Annotated in this window: 12 protein-coding genes; 8 read left to right on the top strand and 4 right to left on the bottom strand. The window is 34.8% G+C overall.

The genetic code is table 11. The annotated features are described in order from the left end of the window. Positions 1-161 precede the first annotated feature (161 nt). A complete protein-coding gene (locus RAM17_RS11020; RefSeq protein ID WP_110447240.1) occupies positions 162-2,096 on the top strand; it encodes an ABC transporter ATP-binding protein in 1,935 nt (644 codons plus the stop codon). 27 nt (positions 2,097-2,123) lie between these two features. On the opposite strand, the gene RAM17_RS11015 is transcribed toward RAM17_RS11020, so the two are convergent. Then, complete coding sequence (locus tag RAM17_RS11015) at positions 2,124-3,290, bottom strand: sugar transporter (RefSeq protein WP_372339529.1); 1,167 nt, start codon at positions 3,288-3,290, stop codon at positions 2,124-2,126. Positions 3,291-3,535: 245 nt separating this feature from the next. Between RAM17_RS11015 and RAM17_RS11010 the strand changes: the two genes are divergently transcribed. Together RAM17_RS11010 and RAM17_RS11005 are read left to right on the top strand one after the other, a co-directional pair. Further along, entirely contained in the window at positions 3,536-3,838 is a 303-nt protein-coding gene (locus tag RAM17_RS11010; protein WP_110447242.1) for a DMT family protein, read from the top strand. A 268-nt stretch (positions 3,839-4,106) separates the two neighbouring features. Next, on the top strand, positions 4,107-4,847 hold the full coding sequence (locus tag RAM17_RS11005) for an acid phosphatase (protein ID WP_110447243.1): 741 nt from the start codon (positions 4,107-4,109) through the stop codon (positions 4,845-4,847). Between the two features lie 76 nt (positions 4,848-4,923). Here RAM17_RS11005 and apbC read toward each other — a convergent pair whose 3' ends face one another. Beyond that, a complete protein-coding gene (gene apbC, locus RAM17_RS11000) occupies positions 4,924-5,991 on the bottom strand; it encodes an iron-sulfur cluster carrier protein ApbC (protein ID WP_110447244.1) in 1,068 nt (355 codons plus the stop codon). Between the two features lie 253 nt (positions 5,992-6,244). On the opposite strand from apbC, the gene metG reads away from it, so the two are divergent. After that, the gene (gene metG / locus RAM17_RS10995; protein ID WP_110447245.1) at positions 6,245-8,272 is read left to right on the top strand and encodes a methionine--tRNA ligase; all 2,028 of its coding nucleotides are present in this window, start codon (positions 6,245-6,247) and stop codon (positions 8,270-8,272) included. Between the two features lie 851 nt (positions 8,273-9,123). After that, positions 9,124-10,614: a hypothetical protein gene (locus RAM17_RS10990; RefSeq protein ID WP_110447246.1), complete on the top strand. Its 1,491-nt coding sequence runs from the start codon at positions 9,124-9,126 to the stop codon at positions 10,612-10,614. A 436-nt stretch (positions 10,615-11,050) separates the two neighbouring features. Here the strand turns inward: RAM17_RS10990 and RAM17_RS10985 are convergent, their stop codons facing one another. After that, positions 11,051-11,830 (bottom strand): SDR family NAD(P)-dependent oxidoreductase, encoded by a 780-nt coding sequence (locus RAM17_RS10985; protein WP_110447247.1) that lies wholly within the window; start codon positions 11,828-11,830, stop codon positions 11,051-11,053. Positions 11,831-12,061: 231 nt separating this feature from the next. On the opposite strand from RAM17_RS10985, the gene RAM17_RS10980 reads away from it, so the two are divergent. Beyond that, positions 12,062-12,952 (top strand): LysR substrate-binding domain-containing protein, encoded by an 891-nt coding sequence (locus RAM17_RS10980; RefSeq protein ID WP_110447248.1) that lies wholly within the window; start codon positions 12,062-12,064, stop codon positions 12,950-12,952. 112 nt (positions 12,953-13,064) lie between these two features. Here the strand turns inward: RAM17_RS10980 and tolC are convergent, their stop codons facing one another. After that, the gene (gene tolC, locus RAM17_RS10975) at positions 13,065-14,411 is read right to left on the bottom strand and encodes an outer membrane channel protein TolC (RefSeq protein ID WP_110447249.1); all 1,347 of its coding nucleotides are present in this window, start codon (positions 14,409-14,411) and stop codon (positions 13,065-13,067) included. A gap of 140 nt (positions 14,412-14,551) precedes the next feature. Here tolC and nudF point away from each other — a divergent pair, with 140 nt between their 5' ends. Then, on the top strand, positions 14,552-15,181 hold the full coding sequence (nudF, locus tag RAM17_RS10970) for an ADP-ribose diphosphatase (protein ID WP_110447250.1): 630 nt from the start codon (positions 14,552-14,554) through the stop codon (positions 15,179-15,181). Positions 15,182-15,353: 172 nt separating this feature from the next. Beyond that, positions 15,354-16,172: a 3',5'-cyclic-AMP phosphodiesterase gene (cpdA, locus tag RAM17_RS10965; protein WP_181414624.1), complete on the top strand. Its 819-nt coding sequence runs from the start codon at positions 15,354-15,356 to the stop codon at positions 16,170-16,172. The last annotated feature ends 21 nt before the right edge of the window (positions 16,173-16,193 follow it).

Genomic DNA, 16,193 nt, shown 5'->3' with positions numbered 1-16,193 from the left:
TATTAATAATTATAACAGTATTCATTTTTTTAGAAGAGAATTGGAATGCTCACGTTTTAAGAGCTGTTAATTGTATCTTTGATAATTGATTTTGGTTGCCTACCGCAACTTTATGATAGAATACCGCCTTATTATTTAATATCCAAATAAAAACCACAAATATGTCATTAATTAATCTTACCAATGCCTATTTATCATTTAGTGATGCTCCACTTCTTGATCATATTGATATGTCGATAGAAACTAACGAGCGCGTCTGTCTTGTTGGTCGTAACGGTGCCGGTAAATCAACTTTGCTAAAAGTGCTGAATAAAGAAGTACCGCTCGATGAAGGACAAATTGTTTATGAAAACAACGTTATTGTCTCTCGATTGCAGCAAGATCCCCCTCGAGATATTCAAGGAAATGTTTTTGATTTTGTTGCGGAAGGTTTAAAAGAACAAGCGCAATTATTAAAAGATTACTATGCATTGTCACACTTAGTTGAAACTGATCCAAGTGAGGGTAATCTATCTAAATTAGCTAAAATGCAAGAACAGCTAGATCATCAAAATGGTTGGCAATTGGATAATCGTATTCGTAATGTCATTTCCTCATTATCGTTAGATGGTGAGGCATTATTGTCTTCGTTATCGGGTGGTTGGTTGCGTAAAGCGGCATTAGCAAAGGCACTAGTTTGCCAACCATCAGTATTATTATTGGATGAACCAACTAACCATTTAGATATCGATACCATTAGATGGCTGGAAGAGTTTTTAAAAAGCTTTAATGGCAGTATTGTTTTTATATCGCATGACCGATCCTTTATTCGGCAAATGGCGACTCGGATTATTGATTTAGACCGTGGTAAGGTTGCTTCTTGGGGCGGTGATTATGACAGTTATTTGCTAGGTAAAGAAGAAGCGCTGCGTGTTGAAGAGTTACAAAATGCCGAATTTGATAAGAAGTTAGCACAAGAAGAAGTCTGGATCCGTCAAGGTATTAAAGCTCGTCGAACTCGTAATGAGGGTAGAGTGAGAGCATTAAAAGCGATGAGACAAGAATATTCACAGCGTCGTCAAGTCATGGGCAATGCGAAAATGCAGATCGAGGAAGCACTGCGTTCAGGTAAAATTGTCTTTGAGCTAGATAATGTCAGTTATCAAATCGATGATAAAGTGTTAGTTAAGGACTTCACGGTACAAGTGTTACGTGGTGATAAAATTGCTCTAATAGGCCCCAATGGTATTGGTAAAACCACATTATTAAAACTGATGCTAGGTAGTTTAGCACCGACCTCAGGAAGTGTTCATTGCGGAACCAAACTTGAAGTGGCTTATTTTGATCAGTATCGATTAGAACTTGATCCAGAAAAAACCGTTATGGATAACCTTGCAGAAGGTAAGCAAGAGGTGATGGTAAATGGTCGCTCAAGACATGTGCTTGGCTATTTACAAGATTTCCTATTTCCACCAAAACGAGCTAGAACACCGGTTAGAGCACTCTCGGGTGGTGAACGAAATCGTTTACTATTAGCAAAATTATTTTTAAAACCAAGTAATTTATTGGTGCTTGATGAACCAACTAATGACCTTGATATTGAAACTTTAGAGCTATTAGAAGAACTTGTGAATGATTATCAAGGAACGGTTTTATTAGTTAGCCATGATAGACAATTTGTCGATAACGTGGTTACTCAGTGTTGGTTTTTTGAAGAACAAGGACGAATTGGTATTTATGCTGGTGGTTATACAGATGCATTACAGCAACAACAGCAAGCTAAACCTGTGAGTACTCAAGTCACCAGTAGTAAGAGCAATGAGTCAACTAAAAGTGACATCAACAAAACCAATAGCTCAAACCAAACGCCAGAGCAAGCGGCTAAAAAGAAGGTTAAATTAAGCTATAACGAACAACGAGAACTCGCCCAGTTACCTAATAAAATCGAGGAATTAGAAACAGCTATTGCGGATCTTCAAGCACAAATTGGTCATAGTGACTTTTTCAATCAACCTCATGAAGTAACGAGCCCAATATTGCAATCTTTAGCCGATAAAGAAGCCGAGCTTGAAGTGGTATTTGAACGTTGGGAACAGTTAGAAGCATTAACTCAATAAGCGCTCAATGTGAGCGCTTATTCATGACTACCAAGTTTTTCTTGATAAAAAGTAAAAAAGTATTAAGGCAATAATCACAAAAATAGCGCCAACAAAGCCAATATAATTGGTTGATAAGTAAACTAGCACTTGGCTACCGACAAAGGCGCCACCACCTATACCGATATTATAAATACCCGAATAAACTGAGGTCGCAATATCGGCAGCATCAGGTGCAGCATCGATAACTTTACTCTGCATCACCATACCAATAATAGTAATCGCAAGCCCCCAAACCATACCTTGTAGTATTGCGGTTATGAGACTAAAAGAACAAACATAAAGCGATAATAAACAGATAATTAATAATATCACCGGCATGACTAAGATGGCGGTTGGGTGAGGTTCAGCATATTTAGCAAAAATTAAACTACCTATCATGCCTGAAAAACCGACAGCTAATAATAAGCTCACGACAATTTGTTCGCTAAAGCCACCAACATTAAGCATAAATGGGGTTATATAAGTATAAGCGGTAAAATGGCCGGTAATAATAATAGCAGTTAACAAATAAATGTTTAGTAATACAGGTCGTTTAAGTACTTTAGGAATGGCTTTTAGTGAAATTGTGTTCATACTAGGAACAGCTGGTAATAAATAAAGTAATGAAGCCATTACACAAAATGCGATAAACCCGATACATAAAAATGTGACTCGCCAGCCAACTAATTGGCCGATCATTGTTCCAATAGGAATCCCTAATACTGTTGCCATTGAGGTGCCAACTACAATAAAGCCCATCGCTTTAGCTTTTTTACCATTGGGTGCTAATCGAACCGCTAAAGGCGTGGTAATTGCCCAAAATACAGCATGGGCGCAAGCAATGCCGATTCTAGCAACCATTAAACTATAAAAACTCCAAGCAAAGCCAGCCAAGATGTGACTACCAATAAATAAACAAAATAGAAATATAAGTAGTTTACGGCGTTCCATTTTTGCGGTTAATACCGTTAAAGGTAAAGATAATAACGATACAGCCCAAGCATAAATAGTTAATAATAGCCCGGCATGCGCAACATCCATCGAAAAACTTTCAGCAATATTCGGCAGTAATCCAACTGGTACAAACTCTGTGGTATTGAATATAAACGCAGCAAGGGCAAGGCAGAGAATCGACGACCAGATTCGAGACCGTTTATTAGCATTATTCATGATTAATGTTATAGAAGGGATTGAGATTCAATAAGCTGATTATAGCTGAATATTATTGACTATTAAACAACGATGGCAAATAAATCATCAGATTAAATTAGTTATTTTTTTGTTTAATCAGTAAGCTGTTTTTCTACATTAAAAAATATAAAGGTATATAATATCGCCACCTACAATGAATCGTTCGATTAAATATCAAGAATCAACTTTTGATCACAGTTTGTCTACTAGCCTGTTGTAATATTTTTATGACTTTTGCTTGGTACGGTCATTTACGGTTTTTGCATAATCAAGTTTGGATTGTCGCCGTATTTATCAGTTGGGGTTTTGCACTGTTTGAATATTTACTACAAGTCCCTGCAAATCGGATTGGCTTTCAAGTCGCCAGTGCCGGGCAATTAAAGATACTTCAAGAAGTGATTAGTTTGTCTGTATTTATTCCCTTTTCAGTTTACATTCTAAAAGAATCATTTAAAACCGATTATATTTGGGCGGGTTTATGTTTGCTCGGAGCAGTATTTTTTATGTTCAAGGATAAAATTATCTCTTAATAGCGATATTCATAGTCGGGATATTATACAATATGTTTATCCATCGCCATAAATTATTCGGTTATCAAAAATCTTAAGTAATAAATAGTAATGTGCTGTTCTTCATAAAAATATTTTTGCTAACTAATGTTTACTGTTTTATTATCAAACAGTGCTGTATTTATAATAATTATTGCTAATCTCATTATATATAAAACTTGTTGTTTCTTTATTTGTTCTATTAAGTTGCGTTGTCATCACTAATTAAAATAGTACTTAGGAGATATCTATGCGTAAAAATTTTTTATATTTATTAGTAGTATCTATTTTATTTTGTTTTAGTGTCTATGCCATTGACGTTAAAGATGTAACCACGAATCCGAATGATTTTTATCTTACCCAAGAACAAGCACCAGATAGTTTACATTTGCTACCATCACCGCCTGCATTTAATAGCGTTGATTTTTTAAGAGATAAAGCAATGTATGATTGGGGAAAATCTATGAGAAATACTGAGCGAGGTAAACAAGCTTATCTTGATGCTGATTCGAGTAAAAATAATGTTACTAAACAGTTTTCAGCCGCTTTTGGATATGATATTTCAATTGATACCTCGCCTGAGATTTATAAACTTATTACCACAATGAAAGAAGATGCTGGTGATCTTGCTACTCGATCGGCTAAACAGTATTACAACCGCATTAGACCATTCTCATTCTTTAATGAAGCCACTTGTCGACCAGAAGACGAAAAAACATTATCGACTAATGGCTCATATCCTTCCGGACATACTACAATGGGATTCGCTATAGCCTTAGTTTTAGCTGAAATACATCCAGAACGGCAAAATGAAATTTTAAAACGAGGTTACGAAGTTGGTGAAAGCCGAGTTATTTGTGGTTATCATTGGCAAAGTGACGTTGATGCTGCAAGAGTCATGGCGGCGGCAGTAGTTGCACAATTACATACTAATTCGGCATTTATTGAGCAATTAGCTAAAGCAAAAGCTGAACTAAATCAATTTCTATAACTATAGGGTGTTAATGGACAACTAAATGATTTATTTATATTGGTTGTTATTCTTTAACAACCAATATAAATTTCCGTTATAACGCCTTAAATGATATATCTGGCAAAATTGTTTCTCCTTGCCAATACAGTTGACTAGCAACTTGTGCGGCAATATTACAATATAGTTGTGTAAATTCACTATCAGGATGGTTGACTACTGTAGGTTGTCCAGAATCGAGATCTTGGCGTAATAAACGATGAAGCGGCATTTGACCAAGTAATTTTGTTTGGTATTTTTCAGCTAATCGCTTAGCTCCATCCTCACCAAAAATCGCTTCATGGTGTCCACAATTTTCACAGATGTGATAACTCATATTTTCAATAATACCAATGGTTGGAATATTTACTTTATTAAACATCGTGATGCCTTTTTGCGCATCAATTAATGCAATATCTTGTGGTGTGGTAACAATAACTGCTGCTGTAACAGGAATGTTTTGTGCCAATGTTAATTGGATATCACCAGTGCCTGGAGGCATATCAATAACCAAATAATCAAGTTCAGGCCAGAGTGTATCTTGTAAAATTTGCAAAAGCGCTTTACTTGCCATTGGTCCTCGCCAAACCATCGCACCATCGGCATCAACTAAATAGCCAATAGAATTACTAGCAAGGCCATAAGCCATAATCGCTGACATATGTTTATTGTCAGGCGTTAATGGTTGTTCTTTTTCAGTGCCAAGCATTGTTGGGATTGACGGGCCGTAAATATCAGCATCTAAAATACCCACTTTAGCCCCTTGTTTTTGTAACGCTAAAGCTAAATTAACTGCAGTTGAGGATTTACCAACTCCCCCTTTACCGGAACTTATCGCAATAATATTTTTGATATTATTAATAGCATGATGACTATTTGCTCGCTTTAATGTGGCAATATTATAGTTAATATTCCAATTCACATTTTCAACTTCATCTAATTCAAGTAATAATGGCGTAACTGTTGTTTTCAGATCTTCAAAACCAGTTTGCCAAGCAAAAGGCATGGTCAAGCTAATCATTAGTTCTTGATTAACCCGTTCACATTGGGAAATAGCCCCAAGTTCAATCAAATTTTTCTGTAGAGTAGGGTGACGAAAATTTTCAAGAATTTTTTTTGCTTCCATGTTAATAGACCTTGTATCTAACTCGTTGGTATATATTTAGTTATTTTACTTCAATTTGTTATAGATATTATCAATAACTTTAATGGACAATAAATTACAAAATTATCTTTTTTACATTCCAATAAAAACACAACCAGTTCAAAATTGATTGGTTTTATAAAGAAATTTAGGCAAATTATGGCATAAATCTAGCGATAATCACACGATTGTTGTACTATTTCTGCCATTATGAAATTAAAGGTAATAATTTAACATGACAACTCAACGCAAAATATTGGTGACTTGTGCGCTTCCATACGCAAACGGTTCAATTCACTTAGGTCATATGCTTGAACATATTCAAGCTGATGTATGGGTTCGCTACCAGCGCATGCGTGGTAATGAAATCTATTTTATTTGTGCCGATGATGCGCATGGAACGCCGATTATGCTAAAAGCTCAGCAATTAGGCATTACTCCTGAGCAGATGATCGCGGAAGTAAAAGTCGAACACCAACGTGATTTTGCCGGATTTAACATTAGTTTTGATAATTATCATTCAACCCATAGCCCTGAAAATCGTGAAATATCAGAACAAATATATAAACGTTTAAAAGAGAATGGTTATATTAAAACGAAGGTTATTTCACAACTGTTCGACCCTGAAAAACAGATGTTTTTACCTGATCGTTTTGTAAAAGGTACATGTCCTCGTTGTAAAGCCGCAGACCAATATGGTGACAATTGTGAGGTTTGTAGTGCTACTTATAATCCTACTGATTTAATTGATCCTAAATCGGTTGTTTCTGGTGCGACGCCAATTTTGAAACAATCTGAGCATTTCTTCTTTGATTTACCTGAGTTTGCCACAATGTTACAAACTTGGATACGTTCAGGGACTTTACAAGAACAAGTTGCTAATAAAATGCAAGAATGGTTTGAAGCTGGTTTACAACCTTGGGATATCAGTCGTGATGCACCATATTTTGGTTTTGAAATTCCTGATGCGCCAGGTAAATATTTTTATGTTTGGTTAGATGCGCCAATTGGCTATATGGGCTCTTTCCTTAACTATTGTAATAAAAATAATAAAGCGATTTTTGATGAATTCTGGAATAAAGATTCAACGACAGAGCTTTATCATTTTATTGGTAAAGATATTGTTTATTTCCATAGTTTGTTTTGGCCAGCAATGTTAGATGGTAGTGAACATCGCAAACCATCAAATATTTTTGTACACGGTTATGTAACCGTTGATGGCGCTAAAATGTCAAAATCACGTGGTACTTTTATTCAAGCAAGTACCTATCTAAAACATTTGGATCCAGATTGTTTACGTTACTATTATGCCGCTAAATTGTCGCCACATATTGATGATATCGATCTTAATCTTGAAGATTTTGTTCAACGAGTTAATAGCGATTTGGTGAATAAAGTGGTTAACATCGCATCGCGTTCGGCTGGATTTATCAGTAAAAGATTCGACGGCAAATTATCTGATAATATTGCTGCACCAGAACTTTACGCCTTATTTGTGGAAAAATCGCAAGTTATTGCTGATGCTTTTGAAAAACGAGAATCAGGTAAAGCGGTACGTGAAATTATGGCTTTAGCTGACGAAGCTAACCGCTACATTGATGAAAAAGCGCCGTGGGTGGTTGCTAAACAAGAAGGGCAAGATCAGCAGTTACAAGATATTTGTTCAATGGGGATCCATTTATTCCGTATTTTAATGACCTATTTAAAACCTATCGTACCTTCATTAGCTGAACGTAGTGAAGCATTTTTAAATAGTCAATTACAATGGCATACAATTGATAAAGCCTTAACCGGTCATAAAATTAACAGTTTTAAAGCGTTATTCAACCGAATTGATATGGATAAAATCACAGCCATGATTGAAGAAACTAAACAGCAAGCGGCAGCAACCACACCAGCAAAAGAAAAGGTAGCCGAACCAATTGCGGAAACTATAAATTTTGACGATTTTGCTAAAGTAGATATGCGCGTTGCCTTAATCAAAAACGCCAGTTTTGTGGAAGGCTCAGATAAATTATTGCAATTAACGCTAGATATTGGCGATGAAACCCGAAACGTCTTTTCCGGAATTAAACAATACTACCCAGATCCGCAAGTATTAATCGGCCGTTTAACCATTATGATTGCTAACTTGGCACCTCGTAAAATGCGTTTTGGTGTTTCAGAGGGTATGGTGCTTTGTGCTAGTGGTAAAGATGACAATGAAGGTGTTTATCTATTATCACCAGATAGTGGTGCTAAACCGGGGATGCGAATCTCGTAAAGATATGTAATCAATTCTTTAATCTGTATCTTAACAAGCTATTAGGCTTGTTAAGATGCTTAAATAAAATAATATTACAAGTATAAGTTTGTTCTGTTACTCAATTGATTGTTTGCTAAAATAATAATTTGCAACCATTTTAGTTTTGCCTTCAAAGCGAATAAAATCCCATTTAATTGCTATAGTTAATCAGAATCCCGATAATATTCAAGAACCAATAACCAACTAGTCACTATAGTTTTCATCATATATCGTTAAAATATTTCAGAATTTAAATAAAAAATTTTGAGGAACGGGTTTTTTTAAGTCAAAATCTAGCCAATGAATTGCTAAAGTGGTTATAGAATTTGTTAGTGCCAATAATAAAAGTTTATTTTTATAAATCAGTTTGGTGTAATTATTTTAGCAACATCAGCAACATGCTGACAACAGAGAGATGTTAGCATGACAAACAGGAAAGTTTGGCCAGGTTATTGGTTTATCAGGAACAAAGCACAGAAGGTGCTTTAAACGCGAACGAAGGTGGAAAGCAGTTACATTGTGACCATTTGCGTAGTCGCCGCGGGAGTTGGTAAAGAGAGTTGCTCAAATGTGCTTTACTCGGACGTAATCACCATACAGAACTTGCCACAAAACAGTAAAACGTCCGAAACTCAACGAACAAAAAAATAGATTTTAAGACGTAATATTGCATTAAACTTTACAAAAGTTAACAATTAAACGGTTAAAATAGGTTGCATGGTTTTTTTCAATCACTATACTTTTATAAAATATTTATATGAATGGATGAGTTTTTATGCAAAAGGATTTAAAATTTCAAACAAATCATTAGGTTAATAACGGCTTCGGGTATGTATTATAATTTACAACACCAAACCTGTCCAATCTCTAAATTAACGTTAGTAAAGTTAAGCTCGCATCGTCTAGTACTTCACTATAGTTTATTTTTCCAGCAACTTCGGCAAAATTTTTCAAAATTTATTGGTTTAGCTTTTTTATCTCGGCAAGTTTTTTTTGTGTTAACTATGGTTGTTTTATTACCTATCTCTTTTTCTAATCACGCATTAACCTCTGAAACTGCTAATATCATACATGGCTCAGCCCCATATTTAACGTTTGATGGAGGGCGTACACGAATGACTGATACTGACGGTCTGCTTGGAATATTTTTATCTAATGGTGAACAATATACACCATCGGATACTAATTCCAGTATAACAAAACCAATTGAATTGCCTATTGCGGGCCAAACTTTTGCGGATATTGGTATGTTAGTGCCAACAAATACTAATTCTATTGCATTAAGTTCACTTATTGGTACGCCTTATAATTATTGGGGTGATGATGATGGTGATGGTCAGGGGATTAATGATATAACCGCGACAGGTAGTTTAAGCTTAACCATTGTTGATAAATATAATCAGGCTGTCGCCCGTAATGAAGTGCTGACTATTTGTAAGTCCCCGTATAAATTAACCTTATCTAATACTGGTGGTACATTAAAAACACGTTATGGTATACCTAATGAAAGTCGTTTTAGTGCCAGTAATGCCACTTATTATATTAATCCTAAGGCAACACCAGTGATTTGTTTTGTCAAGCCTAACTTGGTTAATGGTTCTTCATATTACACTGGTCCTGCTAACATTTGGAACCCTAATAAAGGATTTCTTACTCAGTCAGTTACGCCATCGTCTTATGGTTTAAACTTTCCGACTACTGGCGCTCATAATTTGTTTTTTGATTTGGATATTGCAGGTAATAATCAGGCCTTATATTGGAAGGCGGTTTCTCCTAATGGTGATATTAAGGCTAAGATGACCAAATCAACAAAAAATAGCGTTCGTGTCACCCTAACTGGTCCTGCCGTTACAGACTCTTCGCAACAGCGTTCAGATAATCCACGTCGTATCAAAAGGCCATCTTTGCCTCAGACTTTCGAGTTAGTTGGTCGTGATAGAAAAGGTAAAGCGGTTGTCAAGTATGGTTTTGTATTAAAGCAGTGGTTCGTCAATCGTGGTAAGGTTTATTACACTTATTCGAGTACATCGTCGTGGTGTACAAAAATTGGTGATTATCGGGTGCCTACTGTTAAGGATTTAACTAATACGATTTGTCAGGATTCAAGTTCTTGGAAGTGTCAAGATGCTGTCGGTGTTAAATCATCGTCACCTAATGATATATACCAGCGTCATATTGAAGCAGGGTTCTTCCCAGAATGGGGGAGCATGTACACTTACACAGGTGCTGGCTTTGGTAGTAATTCTTATTGGACGAGTGATGCAAATAGTAATAACCCGTTTGTCGTTTTTCTCGCGCACGGGTTATGTGTATCACTTTAGTTCGAGCTACTACGGGCATTGCCTTGCTAGGCAATTATTTTTTAATGTCCTAACGCTATTTTTCATATCTTCAACTCAACAGCTCAATGACTAAGGACTAAAAAATAAGGATAGGAGCAATGTGCTGACAACTGAGAGAGATTAGCATGGCAAACATAGATGTTTGGCTGGCTTGTTGTTTGTCAGGAACAAATCACCGCCGGTGCGTTAACAGCGAACGAAGGCGGAAGGCAGTTACATTGTGACCATTTGCTTAGTCGCCGCGTGAATTGATAAAGAGAGTTCGCTCAAATGCTCTTTACTCGGACGTAATCACCATATAAAACCAACCACTAAACAACAAAACGTCCGAAACTAAAATAACAAAAAATTGAGGAACGGGGTTTTTGAAACCCCAAAATCCTTTATATAAATAACTTTAATTGTTATTAATTATTTATTTCTGATTTTCTGCTGGATTACCCGAATAAGGTAATATATTATTTTTTAAACTGAATGAGAAATCCTTCGTGCTGATCTCGCCAATGATTTTGTCGCTATCATAAAGGGCTAATAAAAACTCAGCCATTTGATCAGCAGAATGATATTTAGCAAAACTTTTATCATAATCATATTTATCAACATTATTGGCTTTTTTGCCAAATTCCGTTTGTGTTGCGGCCGGAGCTAGTACTTTTGCTCTTAATTGAGCCTTAGCCTGTATCAGTTCTTGGGCAAGCCCTTCAGTGAAAGCATTAACATAAAATTTAGTGGCACAATAGGTAACAGCATTTGGCACAATAGTATAGCCACCTCGAGATGATATATTAATCAACTGAGTATTTGCTTGATCTTTATATTTACGTACATAAAGCGTTGATAGAATGGTTAATGCTTCAATATTTAAATGCAGCATTGATTCAATCTTTGTTAAATCTTGATCGTTTACACTGCCATAATGACCAAAACCGGCATTATTAACCCAAGTTTCGATAAAATAATTTTCTAATTCATTAAATAAATTATAATTAGACTGTATGTTGGTTAAATCGTAAACTTTTATAATAACTTCAATTTTTGGATTTATCTCTGCAATTTGTTGCTGTAATGATTCTAAATTTTCTTTTCTTCGAGCAATTACGATCAGATTTTTGTTTCTTTTGGCAAATGCGATTGCTGTTGCATAACCTATTCCTGAGCTAGCGCCAGTGATAAGAGTAAATTTTTTATTTTCCATTTTTAATCCTTTTGTTACTTAGATTGGTAGCTATATTTTAATGAGTTGACATCACTAGATAATTAGCTGACATAAAAATAGTTATGCAAATTTAATCAGCAAAACTTTGTTTAATGATGATTATATGCTCACTAAATTTCCGTATTTAATTGAAGATCTATATTATATTCATTGATAAAATGACAATAAATAATATAAAAATTGATTTATTAACAACTGAGGGTTACCAATATGGATTTAGTTAAATGTATGGAAGCATTTGTTATAACAGTAAAAACAGGCTCTTTTGCTGCAACGTCAATTTCATTAAATACCTCCCCACAAATGATTGCTAAATATATTCTTTTTTTAGAAAATTATTTGGGTCTGAAATTGCTTAATCGAACGACAAGATCGCAACATTTAACTGAATTTGGCAAACAGTATTATGAACGATGTTTGTTTATTCTAGGTGAAATCAAAAGCACAAAATCATTAGCCCAACAATTTAGCCAAGAGCCTAAAGGAAGGTTAAGGATTAGTGCCCCGATTAGTTATGGTCAATTTAATTTGATACCAGTAATAAGTCGCTTTATGAAATGTTATCCGAAAGTGAATATTGATATGCAATTAAGCGATCGTTATGTTGACTTAGTTAAAGATGATTTTGATGTGGTGTTTCGAATTGGCTCGTTAAATGATTCAAGTTTAATTGCTCGTAAACTAAGTGACTTACAGCTGATTTTTGCTGCTTCACCAAGCTATTTAGCTCAGAATGGCATACCATCAATACCTGATGATTTGAAGAAACATCAATGCTTAATTTATCAATATGTCACTCCGACCAAAAAAGATAATTTTTGGCCATTTACTATCAATGGTAAGTTAACTAATATCGCTATTTCTGGCGCATTTCAAAGTAATAATACCACTGCATTGGCTGCAGCCGCTATTGAAGGATTAGGTATCACGATGTTACCTGAGTCAGTATTGAATGAGTCGATAAAACAAAGCAAATTAATTCCTATTTTACAAGATTTTTTGCCACCGCCTAGAGAAACTCATATTTTATATACAGCAGATAAGCAAAGGTTACCTAAACTTAATATTTTTATTGAGTTTATGGTTAATGCTATGTCTTGATAAATATTGCAATACACTTAGTAATTGAATTAAATTAGATAAATTAATCACCCAAAATAGAAAAAGCGATCTGATGATCGCTTTTTTATGTCTAATTTAACTTTATAATTTATTATTTTATTGTTGCAATAGTACTAACTTCTTTACCTAACATGTTGTTTAAGTAAACTAAATCATTTGCAGTTAAAGTACCAACAGCATATTTCAACTGTAGTAAACTCGTTAAATAGTTGTATTTAGCATCAGATAGATTTCGTTTTGAGCTATAAAGTTGTGTGGTGGCATTAAGTACATCAACAATGGTACGCGTACCTACTTGATAACCAGAAGATGTAGCTTCTAATGAACTTTGTGCAGAAACAACCGCTTGTTGATATGCTCTAATCGCACTAATTGATGACGAAATATTGTTATAAGATGAACGAACTTGGTTAATCACACTACGATTAGTACTTTCAAGTTTTTCACTAAAACTGACAAAATTATGCTGTGCTTGTTGAACTTGTGAAACGGTCGCGCCACCAGAGAAAAGCGGTAAGCTTACACTAACTCCAATTTTGTTATCACCTGAATATGTTTTCCCAGCGGTATGTCGTTGATAATTTTTATTACCATAACTATCAGATTTATTTAAGTTAGTTGATGCATCAAGACTTGCTGTAGGCATATAACCTGATTGTGCCATTTTTATTTGATCACGAGCAATCTCTTGATTTAACTTCATAGTTAATAAGTTAAGATTGGCTGTTTCAGATTGTTTTAGCAATGTATTAATTTGTGTTGGCGCTTGAGTTTTAAAGGTTTTGGTATCAACACTTGCTAGCTTAGAGTAAAAGCGACCACTAACTTGACGCAATGCTTCAATAGCGTTATTTAAGTCATTTAATGCATTAACTTGTTGCGCTACTGTTAAATCGTAGTTTGCTTGTGCATTTTGTACGTCTGTAATGGCAACTAAACCAACTTTATGTTGTTGGCGAGTTTGTTCTAATTGACGACCAATTGCTTTTTTCTGTGCATCGATAAAGCTTAATGCATCAAGACATTTAAGTACATTAAAGTAAGCTACAGAAGTGTTTAAAATCAATGTTTGGCCTTGATATTGATAAGAAATATCTGCAATAGTTGCTTGTTTTTTTGTGATATCTAAAGCTTTCCAATTAGAAAAATTGAAGATACTTTGCGATATGGCGACTTGATATAAGCTACCGTTTTTACTGTTCTTTCCGCTGCTCTCTCGACGCCCATGCGTTACACCATAAGAAGCACTTAGACCAACTTGCGGAAGTAAACTTGCACGAGAACCTGAAATTGCTGAATAAGCTTTATCTTTTTCAGCCAATGAACTGCGTAAGTCTGGATTGGTTTCTTTTGCTTGTTCATAAACTTGAACTAAGTTTTCAGCAAACACAGATTGACTTAATGCTAAGCCAATTAAAAAGGTTAAAGTTTTTTTCATCAATCTTTCTCTTTAAAAGCAATAAAATAGAATAATATTTTTCAATTGCGTAATTTTAACAGATAATTAGCATATAGAAAGTGCCCATATTGGTTATTCGCACTTTTTATTAAAATTTAGCTTAAAATCGAGAACTTAATATGAAATATAAATCTACCCCAGTAATTTTTAACAAAAAAGATGTGTTTAATTTAACTAAACGAATTTTATATAAAGGTTTTTTCTCGTTGTTTGAATATCGTTTTCAATATCGTAAGTTTGATGGTTCTGTAAGCGAAATGGTTTCGCGTGAAATTCTAGAACGCGGTCATGCTGTGGTGCTTTTAGCTTATGATGATAAACGAGATGAAGTTGTCCTTATAGAACAAATTCGTATCGCAGCTATTGATACTCAAGCTAGCCCATGGATATTAGAATTAATTGCCGGCATGATGGATCATGATAATGAGTCGACTGAAGAAGTAGCAAGACGAGAAGCGATGGAAGAGGCAGGTATTGTTATTGGACAATGTAAGCCGATCATTAGTTATTTAGCTTCACCAGGCGGCTTAACTGAGCAGTTGCATATTTTGGTTGGTCAAGTTGATTCTTCGACCGCAAAAGGTGTACATGGTTTGGCCGAAGAAAACGAAGATATTAAGGTTCATGTAGTAAGTCGTGAACAAGCGTATAAATGGGTTGAAGAAGGAGTAATTAATAATGCCGCTTCAATTATTGCACTACAGTGGTTACAACTTAATCATCTAACACTAAAGAATGAGTGGAAATAAGCAGTTTTTTGTTAAACTAAGCAATTATTACTTTCCTAAAAATAGAATTTATTTTACAATTTAGTATAACATCATGATTTAAAATAAAAATTGTGATGTTGATCACAATATCAATTCTATTACTGGCATGATTTCATATAATAAATGATAGAGGTAGATTTTGGAGTCACTTTTGAAGCTTCAAATACGTAATAAGCATTGTGCAAAAATACTGCATATTACTGATACACATCTGTTTGCTGATGATAATGGCGCATTGCTAGGTGTTAAGTCAAATGCCAGTTTTTTATCAGTTATTTCTGAAATTGAGCGCAGCAATAAGAAATTTGATTTGATTGTTGCAACGGGTGATTTTGTCCAAGATGGTGCTAAAAAATCATATGCACGCTTTGCAGAGCAAATTCAAAAATTTGCTACACCGTGTGTTTGGTTAGCCGGTAATCATGATAACTATAGTTATATGCAAGAGGTATTTTCGAATTATCAACTTGCTGAAAATAAAAGTATATTACTCGGCGATAACTGGTTAATTGTGTTATTAAATAGTCAAGTTGTAGGGCAGGCTTATGGAATGTTGCCTGAATCTGAATTGCAGTTTTTAGAAAATACTTTAACTGCGCATGCCGATAAAAATGCACTAGTATTTTTGCATCATCATCCGATTTCCTCAGGTTGTGATTGGCTGGATGAGCATATTTTAAAAAATAGTTACAAACTCGAAGAAATCATCAAGCATAATCCTATTATAAAAGGAGTAGGTTGGGGACATATTCACCAACAACAAGATCATATTTGGCATAATTGTCATGCATTTTCGACGCCTTCTACATGTTTTCAATTTAAACCTAATTGTTATGATTTTCAGTTATCTAATGAAGATGCACCTGGGTGGCGAGAAATTATTCTTAATCAAGATGGGGTGATTGAATCTAAAGTTTTTCGTATCGCGGATAATCAATTTCTACCTGATATATCACAAAAAGGCTATTAAGGGCTCTTTTGCCTGTTAATT

This window comes from Gilliamella apis, assembly GCF_030758615.1.
In the GTDB taxonomy this organism is placed as follows: domain Bacteria; phylum Pseudomonadota; class Gammaproteobacteria; order Enterobacterales; family Orbaceae; genus Gilliamella; species Gilliamella apis_A.
The sequence above is the reverse complement of the archived record's forward strand: the minus strand, read 5'-3'. Positions and strand labels throughout refer to the sequence as shown.

Excerpts from the sequence above, each read along its gene's own strand:
- RAM17_RS11020 (WP_110447240.1), top strand. The coding sequence starts at position 162 with ATGTCATTAATTAATCTTACCAATGCCTATTTATCATTTAGTGATGCT.
- RAM17_RS11010 (WP_110447242.1), top strand. The coding sequence starts at position 3,536 with ATGACTTTTGCTTGGTACGGTCATTTACGGTTTTTGCATAATCAAGTT.
- RAM17_RS11005 (WP_110447243.1), top strand. The coding sequence starts at position 4,107 with ATGCGTAAAAATTTTTTATATTTATTAGTAGTATCTATTTTATTTTGT.
- apbC (WP_110447244.1), bottom strand. The coding sequence starts at position 5,991 with ATGGAAGCAAAAAAAATTCTTGAAAATTTTCGTCACCCTACTCTACAG.
- metG (WP_110447245.1), top strand. The coding sequence starts at position 6,245 with ATGACAACTCAACGCAAAATATTGGTGACTTGTGCGCTTCCATACGCA.
- RAM17_RS10990 (WP_110447246.1), top strand. The coding sequence starts at position 9,124 with ATGTATTATAATTTACAACACCAAACCTGTCCAATCTCTAAATTAACG.
- RAM17_RS10985 (WP_110447247.1), bottom strand. The coding sequence starts at position 11,830 with ATGGAAAATAAAAAATTTACTCTTATCACTGGCGCTAGCTCAGGAATA.
- RAM17_RS10980 (WP_110447248.1), top strand. The coding sequence starts at position 12,062 with ATGGATTTAGTTAAATGTATGGAAGCATTTGTTATAACAGTAAAAACA.
- tolC (WP_110447249.1), bottom strand. The coding sequence starts at position 14,411 with ATGAAAAAAACTTTAACCTTTTTAATTGGCTTAGCATTAAGTCAATCT.
- nudF (WP_110447250.1), top strand. The coding sequence starts at position 14,552 with ATGAAATATAAATCTACCCCAGTAATTTTTAACAAAAAAGATGTGTTT.